This is a genomic window from Virgibacillus salarius, assembly GCF_039521925.1.
In the GTDB taxonomy this organism is placed as follows: Bacteria; Bacillota; Bacilli; order Bacillales; family Amphibacillaceae; genus Virgibacillus; species Virgibacillus salarius.
Genome location: NZ_BAAACY010000017.1, coordinates 1 through 22,778 on the forward strand (window position 1 = coordinate 1; position 22,778 = coordinate 22,778).

At 35.9% G+C, this 22,778-nt stretch carries 27 protein-coding genes and 1 pseudogene; 20 read left to right on the top strand and 8 right to left on the bottom strand.

What is annotated here, in order from left to right; translation table 11 throughout:
• Positions 1-328: 328 nt before the first annotated feature.
• Positions 329-823 (top strand): CBO0543 family protein, encoded by a 495-nt coding sequence (locus ABDZ84_RS02840; RefSeq protein ID WP_258470875.1) that lies wholly within the window; start codon positions 329-331, stop codon positions 821-823.
• Positions 824-912: 89 nt separating this feature from the next.
• Here ABDZ84_RS02840 and ABDZ84_RS02845 read toward each other — a convergent pair whose 3' ends face one another.
• The 4 genes from ABDZ84_RS02845 to lexA form a co-directional block, all read right to left on the bottom strand.
• The gene (locus ABDZ84_RS02845; RefSeq protein WP_026683144.1) at positions 913-1,206 is read right to left on the bottom strand and encodes a hypothetical protein; all 294 of its coding nucleotides are present in this window, start codon (positions 1,204-1,206) and stop codon (positions 913-915) included.
• Between the two features lie 108 nt (positions 1,207-1,314).
• Positions 1,315-1,488, bottom strand: a complete 174-nt coding sequence (locus ABDZ84_RS02850) for a hypothetical protein (protein WP_161629304.1) — start codon at positions 1,486-1,488, stop codon at positions 1,315-1,317.
• A gap of 182 nt (positions 1,489-1,670) precedes the next feature.
• Positions 1,671-1,850, bottom strand: coding sequence for a polysaccharide deacetylase family protein (locus tag ABDZ84_RS02855; protein WP_034679961.1), 180 nt, complete (start codon positions 1,848-1,850; stop codon positions 1,671-1,673).
• Positions 1,851-2,023: 173 nt separating this feature from the next.
• Positions 2,024-2,647, bottom strand: a complete 624-nt coding sequence (gene lexA / locus ABDZ84_RS02860; RefSeq protein WP_026683147.1) for a transcriptional repressor LexA — start codon at positions 2,645-2,647, stop codon at positions 2,024-2,026.
• A 282-nt stretch (positions 2,648-2,929) separates the two neighbouring features.
• Between lexA and ABDZ84_RS02865 the strand changes: the two genes are divergently transcribed.
• From ABDZ84_RS02865 to ABDZ84_RS02905, 9 genes are all read left to right on the top strand, one after another.
• Complete coding sequence (locus ABDZ84_RS02865) at positions 2,930-3,568, top strand: YneB family resolvase-like protein (RefSeq protein WP_026683148.1); 639 nt, start codon at positions 2,930-2,932, stop codon at positions 3,566-3,568.
• A gap of 117 nt (positions 3,569-3,685) precedes the next feature.
• Complete coding sequence (locus ABDZ84_RS02870) at positions 3,686-3,922, top strand: DUF896 domain-containing protein (RefSeq protein WP_026683149.1); 237 nt, start codon at positions 3,686-3,688, stop codon at positions 3,920-3,922.
• Positions 3,923-4,028: 106 nt separating this feature from the next.
• Positions 4,029-6,029, top strand: coding sequence for a transketolase (gene tkt, locus ABDZ84_RS02875; RefSeq protein ID WP_026683150.1), 2,001 nt, complete (start codon positions 4,029-4,031; stop codon positions 6,027-6,029).
• Positions 6,030-6,625: 596 nt separating this feature from the next.
• A complete protein-coding gene (sirA, locus tag ABDZ84_RS02880; RefSeq protein WP_026683151.1) occupies positions 6,626-7,084 on the top strand; it encodes a sporulation inhibitor of replication protein SirA in 459 nt (152 codons plus the stop codon).
• A gap of 45 nt (positions 7,085-7,129) precedes the next feature.
• Positions 7,130-7,351, top strand: coding sequence for a YneF family protein (locus ABDZ84_RS02885; protein WP_026683152.1), 222 nt, complete (start codon positions 7,130-7,132; stop codon positions 7,349-7,351).
• A 180-nt stretch (positions 7,352-7,531) separates the two neighbouring features.
• Complete coding sequence (locus ABDZ84_RS02890) at positions 7,532-8,236, top strand: cytochrome c biogenesis CcdA family protein (RefSeq protein WP_026683153.1); 705 nt, start codon at positions 7,532-7,534, stop codon at positions 8,234-8,236.
• A gap of 62 nt (positions 8,237-8,298) precedes the next feature.
• On the top strand, positions 8,299-8,727 hold the full coding sequence (locus tag ABDZ84_RS02895; RefSeq protein ID WP_026683154.1) for a Na(+)/H(+) antiporter subunit B: 429 nt from the start codon (positions 8,299-8,301) through the stop codon (positions 8,725-8,727).
• Between the two features lie 14 nt (positions 8,728-8,741).
• Positions 8,742-9,113, top strand: coding sequence for a response regulator (locus ABDZ84_RS02900; protein ID WP_026683155.1), 372 nt, complete (start codon positions 8,742-8,744; stop codon positions 9,111-9,113).
• 30 nt (positions 9,114-9,143) lie between these two features.
• Positions 9,144-9,623 carry a CcdC family protein gene (locus ABDZ84_RS02905; RefSeq protein WP_026683156.1) on the top strand — a complete coding sequence of 160 codons (480 nt, stop codon included), beginning with the start codon at positions 9,144-9,146 and terminating at the stop codon, positions 9,621-9,623.
• A gap of 28 nt (positions 9,624-9,651) precedes the next feature.
• Here ABDZ84_RS02905 and ABDZ84_RS02910 read toward each other — a convergent pair whose 3' ends face one another.
• Complete coding sequence (locus ABDZ84_RS02910) at positions 9,652-10,125, bottom strand: DUF2621 family protein (RefSeq protein WP_026683157.1); 474 nt, start codon at positions 10,123-10,125, stop codon at positions 9,652-9,654.
• A gap of 255 nt (positions 10,126-10,380) precedes the next feature.
• On the opposite strand from ABDZ84_RS02910, the gene ABDZ84_RS02915 reads away from it, so the two are divergent.
• From ABDZ84_RS02915 to ABDZ84_RS02945, 7 genes are all read left to right on the top strand, one after another.
• A complete protein-coding gene (locus ABDZ84_RS02915) occupies positions 10,381-11,502 on the top strand; it encodes an ATP-binding protein (RefSeq protein ID WP_034679965.1) in 1,122 nt (373 codons plus the stop codon).
• 351 nt (positions 11,503-11,853) lie between these two features.
• Positions 11,854-14,565, top strand: a complete 2,712-nt coding sequence (gene acnA / locus ABDZ84_RS02920; protein WP_343779962.1) for an aconitate hydratase AcnA — start codon at positions 11,854-11,856, stop codon at positions 14,563-14,565.
• A gap of 206 nt (positions 14,566-14,771) precedes the next feature.
• Positions 14,772-15,365, top strand: coding sequence for a redoxin domain-containing protein (locus ABDZ84_RS02925; RefSeq protein ID WP_026683160.1), 594 nt, complete (start codon positions 14,772-14,774; stop codon positions 15,363-15,365).
• Positions 15,366-15,419: 54 nt separating this feature from the next.
• A complete protein-coding gene (locus ABDZ84_RS02930) occupies positions 15,420-15,560 on the top strand; it encodes an FbpB family small basic protein (protein ID WP_121605144.1) in 141 nt (46 codons plus the stop codon).
• Positions 15,561-15,681: 121 nt separating this feature from the next.
• On the top strand, positions 15,682-15,915 hold the full coding sequence (gene tlp / locus ABDZ84_RS02935; protein ID WP_026683161.1) for a small acid-soluble spore protein Tlp: 234 nt from the start codon (positions 15,682-15,684) through the stop codon (positions 15,913-15,915).
• A gap of 121 nt (positions 15,916-16,036) precedes the next feature.
• On the top strand, positions 16,037-16,459 hold the full coding sequence (locus tag ABDZ84_RS02940) for an acyl-CoA thioesterase (protein ID WP_026683162.1): 423 nt from the start codon (positions 16,037-16,039) through the stop codon (positions 16,457-16,459).
• Between the two features lie 2 nt (positions 16,460-16,461).
• Positions 16,462-16,761 (top strand): hypothetical protein, encoded by a 300-nt coding sequence (locus tag ABDZ84_RS02945; protein WP_121605143.1) that lies wholly within the window; start codon positions 16,462-16,464, stop codon positions 16,759-16,761.
• 428 nt (positions 16,762-17,189) lie between these two features.
• Here the strand turns inward: ABDZ84_RS02945 and yidD are convergent.
• The 3 genes and pseudogenes from yidD to plsY form a co-directional block, all read right to left on the bottom strand.
• Positions 17,190-17,408: pseudogene (yidD, locus tag ABDZ84_RS02950) on the bottom strand (membrane protein insertion efficiency factor YidD); the annotation flags it as partial.
• 14 nt (positions 17,409-17,422) lie between these two features.
• A complete protein-coding gene (folE2, locus tag ABDZ84_RS02955) occupies positions 17,423-18,355 on the bottom strand; it encodes a GTP cyclohydrolase FolE2 (protein ID WP_343779968.1) in 933 nt (310 codons plus the stop codon).
• Positions 18,356-18,438: 83 nt separating this feature from the next.
• A complete protein-coding gene (plsY, locus tag ABDZ84_RS02960; RefSeq protein ID WP_026683165.1) occupies positions 18,439-19,020 on the bottom strand; it encodes a glycerol-3-phosphate 1-O-acyltransferase PlsY in 582 nt (193 codons plus the stop codon).
• 587 nt (positions 19,021-19,607) lie between these two features.
• On the opposite strand from plsY, the gene ABDZ84_RS02965 reads away from it, so the two are divergent.
• From ABDZ84_RS02965 to ABDZ84_RS02975, 3 genes are read left to right on the top strand one after another with little or no spacing between them, the layout of a single operon-like run.
• Positions 19,608-20,675 (top strand): ABC transporter ATP-binding protein, encoded by a 1,068-nt coding sequence (locus tag ABDZ84_RS02965; protein WP_034679968.1) that lies wholly within the window; start codon positions 19,608-19,610, stop codon positions 20,673-20,675.
• Positions 20,672-22,201 carry an ABC transporter permease/substrate-binding protein gene (locus tag ABDZ84_RS02970; RefSeq protein ID WP_026683166.1) on the top strand — a complete coding sequence of 510 codons (1,530 nt, stop codon included), beginning with the start codon at positions 20,672-20,674 and terminating at the stop codon, positions 22,199-22,201. The genes ABDZ84_RS02965 and ABDZ84_RS02970 overlap by 4 nt, the downstream gene beginning before the upstream one ends.
• Before the next feature lie 13 nt (positions 22,202-22,214).
• Positions 22,215-22,631: a CoA-binding protein gene (locus tag ABDZ84_RS02975; protein WP_026683167.1), complete on the top strand. Its 417-nt coding sequence runs from the start codon at positions 22,215-22,217 to the stop codon at positions 22,629-22,631.
• Positions 22,632-22,778 lie beyond the last annotated feature (147 nt).

Below are 22,778 nucleotides of genomic sequence, written 5' to 3' on the forward strand. Positions count from 1 at the left end.
GAGGTGCTCTAATTTTTATGTCTTTAAAGTCTTGAGCCCCAAGGGCTCTATATTATGAAATTAACTCAATATGGTATTTATTTTCCTTACATCATTCTTACAATCTTGCAAGAATAGAGTCGACGAATTGAAAAGGGGATTTGAAGAGAGCTTATTTACTTTATATATTACTATGAGCATTTTTTAATTAATCAAGTTCATTTGACTATACATAAATGGTAATAAATTACACAAGCTATGTTTATAACGGAGGGATAATAGTGACAGTTAACGAAGGATTACAACAAACAGAAAATGCTTATAATCAATTAGTTGAAGTGAATCGCTAATGGTAGATGCTGTATTTAACGCATTTTTGTTTTCATGGCAATGGTGGCTAGGTATTGGATTATTTATCATACCTTGGCTCATTTGGTTCTTGTTTAGGAATAAGAAAAGTACAGGGCGGCTTTTAATCGGGGGATTTATCACCATCATTCTTTCATTGTTAATTGACCTTATTGCTTTATCATATGGTTTATGGTCTTATCCTATGAAATTCTCTCCAATATCACCTTTATTATTTCTTCCATATCACTTGGCAATGGCTCCCGTTGCAGTCATGTTTGTTCTACAAATTAAGCCAAACTGGAATCCGTTATTAAAAGGTAGTATTTTTGCTGCAATCGCCGCATTTGGAGGAATGAATTTATTTAATGCAATTGATTTTTATAATCCAAAGGGTTGGTCAACATTCTATGACTTTTTTATCTACTTATTTTTAATTATGATAGCGTATCTTTTTTATAATATGGATAGCTATAAAAAAATAACCGATAAATAATATAAGGATTCAAATTGAGTTTATGAAATATGTATTGTAGAGTTAGTCAAAGATTTAGCGATGAAATCAAGAAGAAAGTCTTCTTAATTTCATCGCTTATTTAACTTTGGCCTGATAAAGTCATCTACATTTTTCATTTTTCGTTTCTCTCGATTTGTTAATTTATCTAGTCTACTAACCGCCTCTTCAAATTCTTCATTGGATATTTGCTTAGAAGCTAATAGTGTACATAGCATAGCATAGGCGATCGGTTTGGTGTCGACATGCACATTTACATCGACATCTGAATTACCGCTATGTTTAACAGCGGATTTATTTGTAATGTGTTGATCTGGAAAACCGTCGTCATATGGTTTTAACGAAAATAGATTAGGTCTCTCCATTAAAAATCACTCACCTTTTAAAGGATAAGTGGGATACATAAGAATATATCCCACTATATTTTTTCTTTTTCTTCTTCTTTCTCCTTGAATCAGCATCAGAGCTGACATCTACATAGGATTCCCACTATTAGAGATTTTTGCAAAGTTAACATTTCGATTCCTCGATTTTAGATCGTTGTCATTATCATTTATAATAACGTCACCACCGAAGTCATCGCCGTTTGCGTCTGTCACACCTGCTACATCATCATTTCTTCCACCACATCTACTATTTTTCCACATATTATTTCCTTCTTTTCATTGATATAATGCTAATATATTCAATGTTCATATATTTGAGATGGCTTGTGTCTTATGATAAACGTTTTATTTTGTCTGATAGCCAATTAAATGCGGTAACAATCATGTTTATGAAGGAAAAAATATGCCTTCTACTCAGAAGGCTATGTATAATAGTCTTGATTTTATGGATAAAAGAGCAATGGATTAAACTGATTAGTACTACCATAGAGGAGTAATTCAAAGACCGTTACCATTTGGTAATTCAATCTTTGAAAATAAGCCAATATGTCCTCTAATGATTCAACTGTTTGACTACGATTTCCACCAGAGTCATCCAGTAAAATAATATCCCCAGGTGTCACATTTGACTTCACATGATTGGCAATTTTTTAGCCCCTGGTCTTCTCCGGTCTTAGGGCGATTCGTGAAATCACCTCGTTTCTGGGTGCAGGAGCTAGACATGGCTCACGCCCATCTTTATCCACATAGACAATTTTATTTCCTAGACTATAAAAAAACTGCCAATTGGCAGTTTTTAATGGATGTTTCTATATAGACCGATAACCTTACCTAGAATCGTTACGTTATCGTAAATAAGTGGTTCCATTGTTGAATTTTCAGGCTGTAAACGAATATGATCCTTTTCTTTAAAGAAACGTTTAACCGTTGCCTCATTTTCATCTGTCATCGCTACAACGATATCACTGTTGATAGCAGTGTTCTGTTGCTTTACTATTACCATGTCTCCATCCAAAATACCGGCTTCTATCATACTTTCACCTTCAATGACAAGTACAAATAAGTTATCATCTGGACTCGCACTATTGGATGGCAATGGAATAAATTCCTCAATATTCTCTACTGCTGTTATTGGAAGACCGGCAGTAACTTTTCCAATGACTGGTGCATAGCGCGCTTCATCTCTAGGTATATTATTATCTTGAGAAAGATCTAATACCTCTATAGCTCTAGGCTTAGTAGGATCTCTGCGAATAAAACCCTTACTTTCTAGCCTGGAAAGATGACCATGAACAGTTGAACTAGATGCTAGTCCAACGGCTTCGGCAATTTCACGTACAGAAGGTGGGTATCCTTTTTTTGTTACTTCATCTTTAATGTAGTCAAGTATCATTTGCTGCCTTTTCGATAGTTTAGTCATGTATTGATCACCTCGCACATAGGATTAATTATAACTAGTTTACCATCGGGTTGTTGGAAATGCAAACGTTCGTTCGAAAAACACCTTGACAAGATCGTATGTTCGTGTAATACTTAAAACAACAAGCGAACAAAAGTTCCTATACTGATAAGGAGGCCTGTTTCAATGTTCCAAAAAATAACAAAAACAGACGCATTCTACCTCATTGCTTTTGCACTAACGCTCGGATTCTTATATTATTCTATTATCACTAGTTAATTATTTTCATAGGGAGATAGTATGTTGAGGGCAATTATTTATTGCAGAGTTAGTACAGATAAGGAAACACAGGAAACGTCACTTGCAAGACAAAAGCATGAATTAATGGAATTAGCAACAAACAATCATTTAACGGTTAGTTGTTGCATCCAAGAACAAGAGAGTGGCTATAAGGTTGATAGAGATGGCATTTTTCAGTTGCTTGATCTGTTTTCTGATGGAGAGGCAGACTGTTTACTCATTCAGGACGAAACTCGTCTAGGTAGAGGTAATACAAAAATAGCGCTGTTCCATCAACTACATAAATTAAACATACCCATCTATACTTCTTACCATGATGGTAAGTTAGAACTATCTGAAGCAGATTCCATGGTTCTTCAAATTGTTGGCATTGTGGAAGAATATCAGCGAAAAATACATAATGCTAAAATAAAAAGAGGTATTCAAAGAGCTATTAAAAACGGCTATAATCCTAGTAACAATTTATCCAATCAAGATAAGGCACCTGGTCGTGAGCGAAAGACTTTTCCTATTGAAGAAGTGGTACGTCTGCGGGAAAACAATCTGACATTCGAAGAGATTGCCACTACATTAAATGGATTAGGTTATTCCGTTTCGAAGGCTACGGTCCATAGAAGGTATCAGGAATTTCAAAATACTTGAATATATGATATGGTAGAGGTAAGATAAAAAGGCAAGAACACTAGTTATGTTCTTGCCTTTTCTATTTTCGTACAACTACAATTTCAAAACTTTCTATATGAAACTGGAGGTTATTAGATGCTATCTAAAGATAAAATAGAACGTATAAATGTATTAGCAAAAAAAGCAAAAGAAGAAGGTCTATCTGCAGTTGAAAAGAAGGAGCAAGAAAAGTTACGTCAAGAGTACTTGCAAAACGTTCGAAGCTCATTTAAAAATCAATTTAAATCGATGACAGTTGTTGACCCAAATGGCAATGATGTAACACCACAAAAGGTAAAGGACATGCAAAATCAAGAAAAAGATAAAGAGTAAGTGTCATGGTACTTGACACACACATTGTTTTGCTTGTGGCAAACTATGTTTCGTTATAGAATAAAAAGAGTATACAAAAGCTTGGAATAGTGGAAGGAGTAATCTTATGTCGAATATGGAACAACAATCAATTAATACCATTCGTACGTTATCCATTGATGCCATTGAACATGCAAATTCTGGGCATCCAGGATTACCAATGGGAGCTGCACCGATGGCATATACATTATGGACTGACTTTATGAATCATAATCCTAAACATTCAACATGGTTTAATCGTGATCGCTTTGTACTATCGGCAGGGCATGGGTCAATGCTGCTTTATAGTTTACTACATTTATCAGGATACAATGTAACCATTGAGGACTTGAAATCATTCCGTCAATGGGGTTCTAAGACACCTGGACATCCAGAAGTTCATCATACAGATGGTGTAGAAGCCACCACAGGACCGCTCGGACAAGGTATCGCTATGTCTGTTGGAATGGCAATGGCAGAAGCTCATCTTGCTGCAAAATTTAATACGGAAGATATAAATATTGTCGACCATTATACGTATGCCATTGTAAGTGATGGAGACTTAATGGAAGGAATTTCACACGAAGCCGCTTCACTTGCTGGTCATTTAGGCTTAGGTAAACTAATTGCTTTATACGATTCGAATGATATATCACTTGATGGTGATCTAAATCGTTCATTCTCTGACAACACAGAACAACGCTTCAAGGCTTATGGATGGCAAGTGTTAACTGTTGAGGATGGCAATGATGTAAACGCAATTCGAAATGCTATTAAAGCTGCGCAAACGAATAGTGAGCAACCTACACTAATTGAGATAAAAACAGTAATTGGATATGGGTCACCCAACAAATCAGCATCTGCTGCTTCCCATGGAGCTCCTCTCGGCACAGATGAAGTAAAATTAACAAAAGAATTCTATAATTGGGGACATGATGATTTTCATGTACCACAGGAAGTATACGCAGATTTTAACGAAAAAATTGTTAAGCATGGTGCTGAAGTAGAAGATAATTGGAATCAACTACTAGAAGTATATAAAGAAAGATATCCTAAATTAGCAAGCGAATTTGAACTCGCTTTAAATGGTGAATTACCTGTCGATTGGGAAAAAGACCTTCCAGTATTTGAGCCTGATAAGGATACACTAGCTACAAGAGCTTCCTCAGGTAAAGTACTGAATGCAATTGCAAAAGCTGTACCGAACTTCTTTGGTGGAAGTGCGGATCTAGCTGGCTCGAATAAAACTACAATAAATGATGAAGATGATTTTTCACGCACCAATTATGCCGGGAGAAATATATGGTTTGGCGTAAGAGAACATGCAATGGGAGCAGCATTGAATGGTATGGCATTACATGGTGGATTAAATGTGTATGCTGGAACATTTTTTGTATTTAGTGATTACTTGCGTCCGGCAGTTCGTCTATCTTCTATTATGAATACACCGGTAACGTATGTTTTCACGCATGATTCGATTGCTGTTGGTGAAGATGGGCCAACTCATGAACCGATCGAACAATTAGCTTCATTACGCGCAATGCCTGGATTATCACTTATTCGTCCAGCTGATGGAAATGAAACACAAGCTGCTTGGCGCTTGGCTCTGGAATCGACAGATACACCTACAGCACTTGTTCTTACGAGACAAAATCTACCGACATTATCTGGTACAAAAGAGCATGCTTACGAGGGTGTGAAAAAAGGTGCTTATGTTGTAAGTGATGCGGAGAAGGCAACACCTGATGCCTTGCTATTAGCAACTGGATCTGAAGTTCAATTGGCAATTCAGGCACAAGCTGAACTGAAAGAGAAGGGGATCGATGTCCGGGTTATCAGCATGCCGTCATGGGATCGTTTTAATGTACAAGCTGACTCATATAAGCAACAAATTATCCCATCTGAAGTAAAACGCCGGGTTGCAATTGAAATGGCTTCCCCATTCGGTTGGGAACGATATATCGGTGATCACGGTAAGGTTATTGGAATTGATACATTTGGTGCATCCGCAAAAGGAGAAAAAGTCATCGAAGAGTATGGTTTTACTGTGGAAAATGTTGTGAAACACGTTGAATCAATGATGGAATAACTTTAAATAAGATATAACACGTTTATAGCCAAAGAGGCTGAGACAAAAGAATGAAGAAACAATTAAAAACGAGCGATAATTAGTTGAAATTAATTATCGCTCATTTTTTGATTAGAAAAATTAAATTAGCACCTGAAATAAGTGAGACTCCAGCGGGAACAGCACGAGTCCGAAGATCCACGTGGTAACGTGTTTCTCTTTACCAAGTTAGCTGTGGGCGTTCCAGCGGAAAACGCGTATATGTTCACGGTGCGGCGAAGATCCTCCTATTGATAACATGATTATGCTTATTTTGAGTAAAGAAAAGTTGTGTTTTGTCCGAGCCTCTTTTTTATCGTCTAGGAAATTGTAAAATTTGCCCATGTGGGTAAATATGGACGTGTTAAGCCGCGTCCAGCTAGTCTAACTTCTTTAGTCCAACGAAAAGCGACCGATTTGGCTGCTATTTCTTTTAGGAAATATATTTGACGTTACGCATAGTAAATATAACAATCTTATTTTTTCTCAATCGACAAAAGAAGTGCATTTTTACAATACAATCTGACATAATTTTGAAATAGAATCCGTATAATAGATTATATAGAGGGGGAGATCCTATGTATACGTATTCTATCTATTGGATTAAAGAAGAGGTCGCCAACCATTACTTCCATAAAAGTGGAGTTCTATATCGATTCTTAAAGGATTATCAAATGAACTCAGATCGAAAAGACTTAGCTATGCAGTTTAATTATATTACGTATCCATTTAGTTATAGTGAAATTATCAACCATTTAACAAACTATCGACATTTAAGAATTTTGGAGCAAAATGAAGAGAAGGGATTGAAAATTTATAGTAGGGATGCGTTTATTTCTTTACATATAAATGAAAATCAATTAAAATTTCGTTGTAAATCACTACAGGATGCAGAAGAGCTGCTTTTTCCTGTTCTAAGACAAATGCAGCGATTGCTTTTTGTAATAGGAGATAATATTCAAAATTTTGGATGGTTAGCTCCTATTCTTACACATAGCAAAAATCAGGAAGAACAAGTATTGTATTCTTTTCTTTGATTTACTATACTGTATAAGAGACAACACGAAGGAGGAAAGCTTTACATGGACACGATCTGGGTCGTACTAATTGCTATAGCAGCGTTAATTGTTGGTGTTGCTCTTGGATTTTTCATTGCTAGAAAATATATGATGAGCTACTTAAAAAAGAATCCACCGATTAATGAACAGATGCTTCGCACATTAATGATGCAAATGGGTCAAAAACCATCACAAAAGAAAATTAATCAGATGATGCGTGCAATGAACAATCAATCAGGAAAATAGGCACTTATTGATATACTTAGAAGCGTTCATAGCTGCAACCATACCCCTTGCTCTAATGGTAAGGGGTATTCTAATTTCGTATAACAACTTTAAACTTTTGGTTTATTGTCAAAAATAGGAGTCCTATGTAATCGCTTGATTTGATACAATAGATGCATTCATGCAAATAGGAGGTATATCATGTCTGACATAAATGTGTTTATCGCTTTCGGGGCTGGTTTTCTCTCGTTTATCTCGCCTTGTGTGTTACCACTTTATCCAGCTTTTTTATCTTATATTACTGGAATGAGTGTAAGTGAACTAAAAGATGATAATAAAATGCTCAATCTGAAAAGTATCTTACATACCTTATTCTTTTTATTAGGATTTTCTGCTGTCTTTATTATGATGGGATTTGCAAGCTTAAGCATCTCGCAATTCTTAATTATGTATCAAGATATCATAAGACAAGTAGGCGCCATTATTATTATTTTCTTCGGGCTTGTTATTGTCGGTGTATTAAATTTTGATTTTTTGATGAAAAATAAGAAAATAACGTTCAAAAATAGGCCTGCCGGTTTTATTGGATCATTCTTAATTGGATTAGCATTTTCTTTAGGTTGGACACCTTGTACTGGTCCAATTCTAGGTATCGTCTTAACTTTAGCAGCTAATAATCCGGACATTGGTGTGCTTATGATGGTAAGCTATATATTAGGTTTTTCCGTCCCGTTTTTTGTCTTATCTTTTTTTATCGGAAAGCTCAATTGGATAAAGAAGTACAGTACGAGACTTGTAAAAATAGGCGGTTACATCATGATCGTTATGGGGGTTGCTTTATTTTTTAATTGGATGACGGCATTAACCTCATATTTAGCAGGATTGTTTGGATTTTCTGGCTTTTAATGGATTTTCTATATGTTTTATATTAAAATAAGTAGTATATATGCTATAAAGGGGCAATAACCATGTACAAACCAAATGATCTTATATTACGCACTACCTCATCATTGATTGCCTTTATTCTTTTAGGCTTCGCTGTCTATTTATTATTAGCCGGACATAATTCTCCAGGTGGAGGATTCGTTGGTGGACTCATGACATCTGGCGCTATTTTATTAATGAATATGTCTTATGGAGCAGATGTTGTAAAAAAAGTGTTGCCAATCGATTTTACAAAGTTAATTCCAATAGGTCTTGCAATCGCTGTAGGTACTGGAGTTGGATCATTCCTTTTTAAAGCTCCTTTCTTATCACAGACCTATGATTATTATACGTTTCCGATCTTTGGGAAGATAGAACTTGCAACTGCAATGATCTTTGATATAGGTGTTTACTTGACAGTTGTTGGTGTAATGATGACAATTATATTAACAATTGCCAATGACCAAGATTAAAAGGGGGAAAAGCTATGGCCAAAATACTTGTGGTCGATGATGCTAAATTTATGCGCGTAACCCTTTCCACCATTTTGACAAGTGAACAGCATGAAGTTGTCGGGGAAGCTGAGAATGGCGAGGAGGCAATTAAGCTGTATCAAGAATTGCAGCCTGATCTAGTTACAATGGACATCACAATGCCTGTGATGAACGGCATTGATGCAATTAAGGAAATTTGTAGAATAAATAAAAATGCAATGATTATCGTATGCTCAGCAATGGGTCAGCAAAAGGTAGTGGTTGAAGCGATTGAATCAGGTGCCAAAGATTTTATCATAAAACCATTTGATGAAGATCGTGTGTTAGACACTGTAAATAGAGTGTTGAACCTAAAGAATGAGTAATTAGACGATAAGAGAGAGTGTGACTACATAATGTTTTGGTTCATAGCAAGTACGTTAGTTGCAGCATTCATGGCGATAACAATGATTTTCATTCGGTTAAAGGCATCAAAGAAACCAGCTTCCGTAAAGAAAATTATCCTACCGCCATTTTTTATGAGTACAGGAGCACTTATGTTTCTATTTCCAATGTTTCATATTAGCTGGTATCAAGTACTTGAAGCTGTAGGAGTTGGAATTTTTTGCTCCATATTTTTGATAAAGACATCGAAATTCGAAATTCGTAACCAGGATATATACTTGGTTCCGTCGAAATCATTTGTATTTATATTATTTGGTTTACTTATCTTTCGGATTATTATAAAGCTAGCGATAGGAAGTCAGATATCTGTTGGAGAAACAAGCGGAATGTTCTTTCTGTTAGCCTTCGGCATGATTGTTACATGGCGATTATCGATGCTGTACAAGTACTTACAGCTAGAGAAACAGTTGAACATGAAAATGAATACATAAAAGCGTCAGACCAAGCAGTCTGACGCTTTTATTTTTGGTGTTTCCGTTTCCAATCTTGCTCATAGTCACCTCGAGATAGTTGAAAAAATTCTTCATAGGGCTTTGTATCGATATTCTTTTGAGCTAACTTTTTACGCAAAAACTTATGGTCACGTTTCGGAGTTGCAATAATGTAGCCTTCTATTAAAACATCCTGCGTAATGGTAGTTTTATCTTTCATAAGAGCGACTTCTCCTACTTTGCTCGCGATCTTATGCTTTGCAACATCTCTAAATAATTCAGGAACTGGCGAAACCAATTCATCAAGTAGCTCCTTTTCTTCCTCTTTCCACATATTTTTTGTTTTATTAACATAATATTCTTCCCAGTCCATGATTGATTTGCCATCTTCTTTTGGTAACCGCTTGAGGAATTTACGAAACATAAAAAAACCACCAATGGCCATTAATCCAATCATAATGAATCCCCAAATGATTATTAAGTAATCAACAATAACCGACATATTTTCACCTTATTCTCCTCTTTTTTACCAAAAATTCGCAGGAATGTGACAAAATTTTTAACTATTTAATTTATTTTTTCCATCACTTATAGTAAGATTAACAATAATTGGATGTTTTTTTGAAAATACATAGTCAACTATATTATAAGCTGAAACAGATTTACAAACAAGCGTCATACTATCAGAGAATAGATCATAAATATAAATTGTAGAAGAAAGGAATTGTTGAAATTTGCGAAAAAAGGGGGAAAAATGATGGGGTATGATCACGGAACCCAAAATAATGAGGAAGCTATCCACATTGCCGAAACAAAGCCGGTGCAATTGCGCTACCCACAATTATCCTCACTGCCTTCATTTATGCTTGCATGGGTAGAAAACAATTGTCATGATATCATAACTGTCTTAGATGAAGAAGGAAAAGTCATATTTAGTTCTAAGTCAACAGAGCATTTACTAGGATTTCACCCGTCTGAATTAGCGGGAAAGTTTTGGCATGAGTTGATTTCTGCTGATGACGCAAGTTATATTAAAGACAATTTTGAGCAAAGATTTTCACAAAACCAACTTTATACCATGAATATACTAAACAGTGATGGCAAGTATATTTGGTCAGAATGTTCTGTAGTAAAATTACAAGATCCACAGAAAGATGAAATTTTCTATTTATCTACTATTGCTGATATACGAGATAAAAAAGAAGCGGAAGAAATGATGATACGTTCAGAAAAAATGTCAGTTGCTGGACAACTAGCAGCTGGAATTGCGCATGAAATCAGAAATCCGCTAACATCGTTAAAGGGATTTTTGCAGTTGCTTCAAGCAGGTGTAAACAGAAAAGAAGAATATTATAATATCATGATTGATGAAATTGAAAAAATGGAGACAATTACTTCTGAGTTACTTTTTATCTCGAAACCACTGACAGATAATAAGAAAATGGAATCCATCTTAGATATGGTTCATGATGTCGTCGTATTACTACAACCTCAAGCAAAGATGAAAAATATTCATATTGAATATTCCGTATCCAGGCATGAAAGCGTATTTTGCGATCGCTCGCAAATTAAACAAGTACTAATCAATTTGGTGAAAAATGCAATTGAAGCAATGGAAGAGAGTGGTAAAATTTATTTAACATCTACATCTAGTGATACCCATGTGGAAATCAGTATAATTGACGAAGGACCAGGTATTCCAGATGAAATCATACATAAGCTCGGAGAACCATTTTTTACAACAAAGCAAAGCGGGACTGGTCTAGGTATTATGATAACGAAACAAATTCTCGAAAGGCATCAAGCTTTCTTAGAAATTGAAGCTAAAGAACAAGTGGGGAGTACTTTCCGCATTATTTTTCCATTATCCAATAAATAATCCCGATCGTTTTTTAATGTTCAAATAACAGATAGTGATTTTCTTTGAAGAATACGTACTATACAAATTAGTGCGAAGTTTGGTGAGCCTTGGTGACAAATAAAACTGAATTGCATTATTACATTATAATTTATAACTAGTAGTTGATGTATCTTGATTTTTATATAAGAAAAAATTATCACTTCACATAAATTTTTACTATATAAAGTGTTGTTTCAATGGTTTGTTTTATGTCACATTTTCCTTTAATATAGAGTAAGTGGGTAAGGTTTATATTATATTGTTAATGAAAGTGAAAAAGATGTCGTACGTTGTAATTTGTATGACATGCATGATGAAAGGGGTACAAACATGGGGAAGAGTAATTCATTTAATGCTAAAAAGCAATTTGAACTCAATGGAAAAACCTACAACTATTATCAACTGAAAACTTTAGAAGAAGCTGGATTAGGAGAAATTTCACGCTTGCCATTTTCTGTTCGTGTTCTCCTAGAATCACTTGTTCGTCAACATGATGGACATCAAATCAAAGATGAGCACGTCGAACGCCTAACTAAATGGGGCACAGAAGCAGGAAAGGGTGTAGATGTTCCATTCAAGCCTTCGCGCGTTATTTTACAAGATTTCACAGGTGTACCAGCAGTAGTAGATCTTGCTTCTTTACGCAAAGCAATGGTAGATATGGGTGGAACACCTAGTAAAATTAATCCAGAAGTACCAGTAGATCTAGTTATTGACCACTCCGTACAAGTAGATCAATATGGTACAGCAAATGCGCTAAAAGCCAATATGGATTTAGAATTTGAACGAAATGCAGAGCGTTATGAATTTCTTAATTGGGCGCAAAAAGCTTTCGATAATTATCGTGCTGTACCACCAGCTACAGGAATTGTGCATCAGGTGAATCTAGAGTATATCGCAAATGTAGTACATGGCTTAGAAGACGAAAATGGTGAGTACGTTGCATTCCCAGACACACTTGTGGGAACGGATTCACATACGACAATGATTAATGGATTAGGCGTTCTTGGCTGGGGTGTTGGCGGTATCGAAGCTGAAGCAGGTATGCTTGGGCAACCTTCTTATTTCCCTGCTCCTGAAGTAATTGGAGTTAAGTTCACTGGAAGTTTTCCGAATGGAACAACAGCTACTGACTTAGCATTGAAAGTAACACAGGTATTACGTGAGAAAAACGTAGTCGGCAAATTTGTTGAGTATTTTGGCCCTGGTTTAAAGGATATGCCATTAGCAGATCGTGCTACAATTTCTAATATGGCACCAGAGTATGGCGCAACATGTGGTTTCTTCCCAGTGGATGAGGAATCATTGAACTACTTACGTCTAACTGGTAGAGACGAAGAGCAAATTGATCTTGTAGAAAAATACTGTAAGCTAAATAACCTATGGTATTCTGCAGATCAGAAAGATCCAGAGTACACGGATCTTGTTGAGATTAATTTATCAGAACTAGAACCTAACCTTTCAGGACCGAAACGTCCTCAAGATTTAATCGCGCTATCAAATATGAAAAAAGAATTTAATAAGGCGATTACAGCACCCGCTGGAAACCAAGGCTTTGGACTTGATAAATCTGAATTCAAAAAAGAAGCAGTTGTCGAGCATCCAAATGGGAAATCATCCGTTATGAAAACAGGAGCACTTGCTATCGCAGCAATCACTTCTTGTACAAATACGTCCAATCCTTACGTAATGTTAGGTGCTGGTCTATTGGCGAAAAACGCAGTAGAAAAAGGGCTCCTCGTACCTGAATACGTAAAAACTTCATTAGCACCAGGTTCAAAAGTAGTAACCAGATATTTAGAGGATGCTGGACTAATGCCTTATTTAGACAAACTTGGCTTTAACCTAGTAGGATATGGATGCACAACATGTATTGGTAACTCTGGACCATTACGCGAAGAAATTGAGCAAGCGATTATTGATAATGACCTTACAGTATCGTCTGTTCTTTCTGGTAATCGTAACTTTGAGGGACGTATCCATCCATTAGTAAAAGCAAACTACCTTGCATCTCCACCTTTAGTAGTAGCTTACGCGTTGGCAGGTACGGTAGACATTGATCTTACGAAAGATGCTTTGGGGGCCGATAAAGATGGAAATCCAATATACATGAATGATATTTGGCCATCCATGGAAGAAATCAAGTTACAGGTAGAAAAAGTTGTTCAACCTGAGATTTTCCGTAAAGAATACGAAGATGTGTTTAGTTCGAATGAACGCTGGAATGAAATTGATACGACAGATGAACCATTATTTGAATGGGATAGTGAATCGACATATATTCAAAATCCACCATTCTTTGAAGGTCTAGCGAAAGAGGCTGACTCAGTCAAGCCACTGAATAACTTACGTGCTATTGGTAAATTTGGTGATTCTGTAACTACAGACCATATCTCACCTGCAGGTGCTATTGCAAAAGATATGCCAGCAGGTAAATTTCTACAAGATAAAGGCGTTTCACCTCGTAACTTTAACTCTTATGGATCTCGTCGTGGAAACCATGAAATTATGATGCGTGGCACATTTGCCAATATCCGTATTCGTAATTTACTTGCTCCAGGTACAGAAGGCGGCTTTACAACGTATTGGCCAACAGAAGAAGTTATGCCTATCTATGATGCAGCAAGGAAGTATCAGCAAGATGGCACTGGTCTTATCGTTATTGGCGGTAAGGACTATGGAATGGGTTCTTCTCGCGATTGGGCCGCTAAAGGAACAAATTTACTAGGAATTAAAACCGTAATTGCCGAAAGCTTCGAACGAATTCATCGTTCTAATCTAGTTATGATGGGTGTGCTACCATTACAATTTGAAAATGGAGAAAGTGCAGATTCATTAGGTTTAACTGGTAAAGAAAGCTTTAGTATTGAAGTTAATGAAGATGTAAAACCACATGATTTAGTAAATGTAACAGCGGTAAGTGAAGATGGTACGAAAACAGAATTTAAAGCTGTTGCACGATTTGATAGTGATGTAGAGATTGATTACTATCGTCATGGCGGCATCTTACAGATGGTATTACGTAACAAGTTAGAAGTATAATTTTTACCTATATCTTAAAAAGCCTCTACAACGATCATAATTGTAGAGGCTTTTTTCTATAATATTATGAAGAGATAATGGTGAATTTTTTACGAACGATAACGTATGTAGCTTTACAAACCCAATTATTTTACATACCATTTAATAAGGATAGGAAAATAGAATAGAAAATCGCATTTATAATGATTAGCAAGGAGACATCGTGTATGTTAAAAAAAATAGTTGGAATTACTGTGATCATCGTGCTAGCTGGAATTGTACTTTTTAACTATGTTCAACAACGAAACGAAGTTTCAAAAGAAGATAATGAATATAATGTAAGCGGTGATACAGATGCTGAAGGTGGTGCTATTTCTTCAGTAGAAAAGGACAAAGTACTTCAACCTGGTGATACTGCACCTGATTTTCAACTTGAGACACTTAGTGGAGATACACTAAAACTGTCTGATTTACGAGGTAAAAAGGTTATTCTTAATTTCTGGGCAACATGGTGCCCACCTTGTCGTAAAGAAATGCCAGCAATGCAAGACTTCTATAATGAACATAAAGAGAATGTAGAGGTTGTAGCCGTTAATTTAACTGACTCAGAAAAAAAGGAAAAGGATGTTCACAAATATATTAATAAGTATGACTATACATATCCTATACCATTGGATCGAAAATCGAAGGCACGTAATATGTACCAAGTATTTAGTGTTCCAACAACTTATTTTATTGATACAAAAGGAAAAATCCATCAAGTGAAGCCCGGACCAATGACATATGAATTTATGAAAGATACTATTAATTCTGCTAATTAAGGTATATATTTAAGCTAAACTGGTAAAGCTTCTTCTAAAAAGGAGTGAATTACCATTTCTTTAAAGAAAAAACGTACGTTTGATGAATTAGTGAGTGAAAATCGTCAGCAAATATTAAAAGACAGATCACTCATGGACAAGATCGAAAAGCAATTGGAATTAAAAAGAAAACCTATTCAAAAAGAAGTTCAATAAAATAGATAGAAGTTTAATCACTTTCCATTCGTGGGAAGTGTTTTTTTGGATAAATTTTCTAGTATATAGATGCATTCACAAGAAATAATAGGTGCAGACAAAAGAAAGGAGGGATTTATTCATGACGACAGATAAATACCAGCCAAAGCCAGATGATCGTAGTGATAATGTAGAAAAGTTACAGGATATGGTTCAGGATACAATTGAAAATATGGAACAAGCACATGAAACGATGCAATTTTCTTCCGGTGAAGAGAAAGAAGCTATAAAAGCAAAAAATAAAAGAAGAGAGCAAGCCATTGAAGGTATGCGAAAAGAGATAAAGGACGAACATGAGCATAATGAGTTGAATTAAGTGAATTCCCCCGATACTAGGTTAAAGTGAATCGGGGGATTTTAAGTCGCTGTCACTTAATATTTAGAAGAAATATGTTAAGCTATATGTTGAGAGAAAAAGAAGCTGGGAGGAATAATCAGTGCAATCAGTCAGGACACCAATTGCAGTCAGATATCAAGAAACAGATCAGATGGGTGTTGTTTACCATGCTAATTATCTTGTATGGTTTGAGATTGGAAGAACAAAATTTATCGAATCTCTTGGTTTTCATTATACAGATATGGAAGAGCATCAAATCGTGTCTCCCGTTACAAACGCAACGATTCAGTTTAAAAAGCCAATTCGTTATGGTGAGGATGCATTTGTGAAGACATGGCTAGAAACATACGATGGTATTCGAACGGTATATGGCTATCAGATTTTAAATCATAAAGAAGAAGTAGCTGTAAGCGGAACAACAGAGCATGTTATAGTGAAAAAAGATACGTTTAGACCATTATCCTTAAGAAAAGCTTTTCCTGATTGGCATGAAGCTTATACAAAACAATTAAATGAGGAATAATCATGGCTTTTGGAATAGATCGTAAGGAAATATTGAGGTGGAAAAATGAGATTAACGCTGGAAAAATAGCATTCCTAACTCATTATTGGATAGATAATCGTTTTCCAGGATGTACTACAGTTACAAAGGTGGGCTGCAAAAATGTAGATCAGTTGATTTCTTGGGGTGAACCATATGGTCTAATGCCTCAATGGATTGATCGTAAATTAAATTACCCCCATTTTGACTTATTTGGTGAAAAGCAAAGTGAAATATTACGTAAAGAGGAGCAATGGGAACAAATAGAAAGATTTCGATTATAACATAGAAATAATTCCATCCTTACTTGTATAGATAAACAAGCAAAAGGGAAACTTCCTAGAGAGTTCCCTTTTGCTAATAACCGCTATGTTTAGTTCGTAATATACTTCATAGTGGGCTCCTGTTTTTTTCTACTGTAGCTGATCTTAAGATCCTTATCTTCAAAATACCATTCATCTTTTGTTTCAACAAAAAAGGTGACACCTTCAACCTCAATGGAGGTATGTAGATCTTCCGGCTTTTCATTGCTTACACCTAATGAAAAGCCGGGCACATTTCCTCCAATGCCACCATATCTTACAAAAAATCGAACATAGGAAGTATCTTCGTCTATATCTAACTCTTTTTTATACCATTTTGCAGCTTCTTTACTAATTTGTATATTCAATGAAGACAACTCCTTTGTTTCTCTATCTATTATCATCTTGCTTTTTCTCTTTTCCGGTACTAAATCTACTCCACCAGCGTGAAACGGGTGGCATTTGCTAATTCGCTTCACGGTCAAATACGTTCCCTTCCATACGCCAAAACGTCTATATGCTTCAAGTCCATACTCCGAACAAGTAGGGTAGAACCGGCAAGTTGGTGGTGTGAATGGACTAATAGCTGATCGATAAAATTTTATTAATCCAATGAAGAGATATTTCATAGATATGACCTTCTCTAATAAGTTTCATTTTCTTTGTCATAGCTGACTGTAGCAATAGCATCATGCATATGAATGGATTCTTCATTCCGACAGCTAACTTTAAATTTCGTTATAAATGGAAGCTCATACAAGTCCGCTGCGACTAGCCTCACCACATCTTCTACAAATCTTGGATTCTCATATGCCTGTTCCGTAACCATTTTTTCATCTGTTCTTTTTAAGATTGGATGTAATCTTGCACTTGCATTGCTCTCAGCAGCCTCTAATAATATGGCTTTCCAATCTGATAAAGATTCATCATAGTCTTCTGATAATGATACTTCGATCTTGACGTTACCTCGTTGGTTATGTGCGCTATATTCACTAATCTCTTTCGAGCATGGACATAGCGTTGTAATCGACGCAGCTAAAGATACAGCCAATTGATAACCGAGCTGTCTATCATAATTAATGCTAATGGTAGCATTGGCATGATTCATTCCAGCAAGTCTGGTATCTGGGGCATGTCTCTCATAAAACCAAGGAAAGCTCACCTTAAGGGAGGCATCCTGTTGATCTAATCGTTCCGCTAATTCTTTTGTAAACGATTTTAATGTATGAAGATCCATTGCAAACCCATTAGCATGATAATTTGCTAACTGTTCCGTAAAGCGACTCATATTTGTTCCTTTGTTTGATTGCTTCAAGCTAGATGTAAAGGTAAATTCACCAATTGTAGTTTGCTTGGCTGGAGTTAAGGAACTGTATATGGTTATTGGATGTTTTACCTTAGTAATTCCAACTGCATCCAAATCAAATAAGAAGTCCTTTTTCGTATTTTGCAAATCTGCCATATGCACTTTATCGACAGGTTTTGTTCTCGGGACCGGCATTACAGAACCAAATAATTTATGACGTTGTTCTTTGTTAGGCAATTTCTTCTTTGGGAATGTCTGTGTATTATCCATAACATCGTCCCCTTTCTCTTTGCTAATAAAAGTATACTGTAGGTGTTATAAAGATTCAATGTATAGGTTTTGATAGAAAAGAATTACATCCAAGTAATTTTCGGTTCTGTTTTATTCTTTATCCGCTTAATATTCTCTCTATGTCTATAAAAAACGAAAATTGTAAGTATTGTCGTAACAATGATAAGCCCAATATCCTTAAAAAGGATCGACAAAACAATTGTAACGATACCTGTTATCATCGAGGACAAGGAGACGTATTTGGACAGATAGAGACTTAGCAAGAATGTGGTGATCATAATAATAAATAATAATGGATTAATTCCTAAAATAATTCCCCCTGATGTTGCTACTGCTTTCCCACCTTTAAACTTTGCAAAAATAGGATACGTATGCCCAGCTACGGCAAATAAGCCAACTACGAGACGATAAACATCAGCATCGAATATAAGCGGAATTAATGTTGCTGCTGTTCCCTTTAAGATATCTGCAAGTGTTACGATTATTCCTGCTTTAATTCCTAATACACGAAACGTATTTGTCGCGCCTAAATTCCCACTACCATGTTGGCGAATGTCTTTATTATATCCCAGCTTGCCAACAATTAATGCTGAAGGAATAGAACCTAATAAATAAGCAATAATAGCAAACAAAATGTACTCCATATAAATTCCTTCTTTCTTCATTTATGTATGTATCAAACAAACAGGAGATACGATAGATGAGGCTTATTTTTAAAACTGTTGCTGCAATTTCATCATTCAATTTGCAAGAATATAAGGAAAATACATACAGTTGATTTTCCACGCTATAAACGGAAAGTTCCGAGCAGCTTCGTTCCCCCAGACTATTATCTGGACACACTTTTTCTCCGCAGCTGTTGTTACTTTCTGATTATAAAATGAAACCGCTCTCCTCCATTTACGGATTATTAGAGTTTCTCCAGTATTAACTGGTTACAAGGCCCTTACGAGTAAAACCATAGAGGGTAAGGAGAGATTAGAGACTTTCCACTAATTTATGCCTCCCTTTCATTTTATAGAATTGTAAGAGGGATTGGTGGAAGTGAGCACGTATGAAATTGATTCCAATCATAAAAAATAAGCTGCTTCTTATTTTAGCACGAACACAGCGTTTTAAGAACCATATTTCATGATAAGTTTATTATGTTTGAGATCGTTTCATTAGGGGAAATAACTATATTGCTTTAACATAGGGAATAATTAGAGAAGGAATAGCTAAGGAGGAAGCCATGATTGAATTTAAACATATTAAAAAAATCTACCCAGATGGAACGGAAGCGATAAAAGATATTTCCTTTCGTGTGGAAAAAGGGGAAATCATGACTCTAATCGGCCCTAGTGGTTGTGGCAAGACAACCACAATGAAAATGGTAAATCGTTTAATTGAACCTACGTCAGGTGAAATATACATAAATGACAAAGCCATTGATTCCTATAATATCCATGAACTAAGATGGAATATAGGCTATGTACTGCAACAAATTGCATTATTTCCCCACCTAACGATCGATGAGAATATAGCAGTTGTTCCAGAAATGAAAAAATGGAAACGTAAAGCGATTAAACAACGAAATCGAGAATTGTTAGATATGGTTGGGTTAGATCCTGCAACTTTTCAAAACAAAATGCCGCGAGAACTATCTGGTGGTCAGCAGCAACGGATAGGTGTCATTAGAGCATTAGCTGCAGATCCTGATATCATTCTAATGGACGAGCCTTTTAGTGCATTAGATCCTATTAGCAGAGAGCAATTGCAAAAAGATATTCGTTCATTGCAAAAAGAAATAAAAAAAACTATTCTTTTTGTTACCCATGATATTGATGAAGCGCTGGCATTAGGGGATAGGGTTTGTTTGATGAAGGATGGAAAAGTTGTCCAACTTGATAGGCCCCAAGATATTATTTTGCATCCACAATCTCCATTTGTTAAAGACTTTATTGGTGAAAGGAAATCTCCATGGCAAACAGCGGTAGATATTATAGCTGATCCATCACAAAAACACGTCCTTTCTCAATCATCCTATAGTAACGGTAATTACTCTAAGTTACAAACTTATATTGTGCGTGATGAAAATAATATGTATGTGGGCTTGTTACAATCTGGCATTCTAACAGATGGAATTCGGTTAGAGAATGACCTGCCCTTAATTAAAGCTGTGGAAATTTTTGAATCATCAAATCAAACGATTTATCCAGTAGTCAAAGCAAATAAACTGGTAGGGGTCATTAGTTATCGCGATATCGTGGCATATCTAAAAAGTAAAGCCGTAGTAGCGAATGGAGTGGTTCAATCATGAACGATTTCATTACAGTATTTCAAAACAGACAAGATATGTTTTGGGAAACCATTTGGGAACATTTGCAAATCTCATTACTATCATTAATAATTGCAATTGTCATTGCTGTACCATTAGGTTTAGCTTTAACAAGGTATCCTAAAATTGCTGAACCAATTATTGGCATATCTGCAGTCATGCAAACGATCCCTAGCCTAGCTGTGCTTGCTTTTTTAATTCCTTTTTTTGGTATTGGAACATTACCAGCCATCATTGCATTGACTGCTTATGGATTGTTACCGATACTTCGAAATAGTTATACAGGGATAAAAGAAGTAGACCCTGCATTAAAAGAAGCTGCTACTGGGATGGGGATGAATTCGTTTAAACGATTAACAAAGGTAGAGCTTCCGATAGCAATGCCCGTTATCATGGCAGGAATTCGTACTTCAATGGTTTTAATTGTCGGTACTACTACACTTGCAGCGCTTATAGGGGCAGGAGGATTAGGGGAGTTAATTCTTCTCGGTCTTGATCGCGGAGCAGATGTTAACCTCATTTTACTTGGTGCAATACCCGCAGCTTTATTAGCAATCATATTGGATTTTATACTACGTGGGTTTGAGCGCATCTCCAGAAGGGCAGGCTTTAAAGCTTTTCTTTCCATGCTATTAATAGCTGTTTTAATTGTTGTATCTCCATTTATTTTTAGTAATTCCAGACAAGCTGATTTAGTAATTGGCGGTAAACTGGGTGCAGAACCTGCTATCTTAATCAATATGTATAAATTACTAATTGAGCAAGACACGGATCTTACGGTAGAATTAGAAGCAGGCTTGGGGAAAACTTCATTGGTATTTGATGCACTAAAGGAAGGGAGCATCGATATTTTTCCTGAATTTACAGGGACAGCCATTGTAACCCATTTAGGCGACCAAGCGAATAGTAATGAAGCAAATCAAGTCTATGAACAGGCAAAAAAGGGTATGAACGAACAATATGATATGGCATATTTAGAACCGATGAAATTTAATAATACGTATGCTGTAGCTACTACCAAGCAATTAGCTGAACAATATAGTCTAAAAAATATTAGTGATCTTAAACAAATAGAGGATAATATAACTGCAGGATTTACATTAGAGTTTAAAGACAGATATGACGGGTATGTAGGTATGCAGGACAAATATAATTTAAATATAAACGATGTACGCACCATGGATCCTGGGTTAAGACAAGATGCATTAACGACAGGCGATGTAGATATCATTGATGCCTATGCTACAGATAGCTATATGATTGAATTAGATTTAGTTACTCTAGAAGATCCGAAGAATCTATTTCCCCCATACCAAGGAGCACCACTAATGAAGAATGAAACATTAGATAAACACCCAGAATTAGAAACGATATTAAACAAGCTCGCAGGGAAAATTACAGATGAACAAATGAGAAAAATGAATTATCAAGTAGATTATGAAGACAAATCTCCAGAAGAGGTCGCTGAACAGTTCTTAGAAGAACATGACCTCATTGTAACGGAGTAGAAAGGGGATATTTATGCGTTGGGAAAATCCATCAAATGACAGACTAAAGCAAGTTTTGACTACTGCAAAAACAATTGCTGTTGTAGGTTTATCTTCTAACCCAGATAGAACCTCATATCAAATTGCTCAAATTATGCAAAAGCAAGGGTATCGAATTATTCCTGTAAATCCTACAATAAGTGAGGTGCTTGGAGAAAAATCGTATCCTTCATTAACAGATGTTGAAGAGCAGATCGATATTATTAATGTGTTTCGTAGGCCAGAGCATTTACTTGATATCGCTAAAGAAGCTGTACAAACCAATTGTAGTGTTTTTTGGGCACAGCAAGGGATAAGTAATGAGGATGCCTATGATTATTTGAAGAAACATGATTTCACGGTTATTATGGATTTATGCATTAAAGTTGTACATGCCGTATTAGTAAAATAACGAAGCTTACAGGATGGCATATTCATGCCATCCTCTTCCTTTTCCAAAAGGTATACACCTTTTGGAATGCTATAATGCCATTAAAGAGATGTAGTAAGTTAAAATAGTGTCTCAAAGCTACTTAACTATAGTTGACCCATGCAAGAT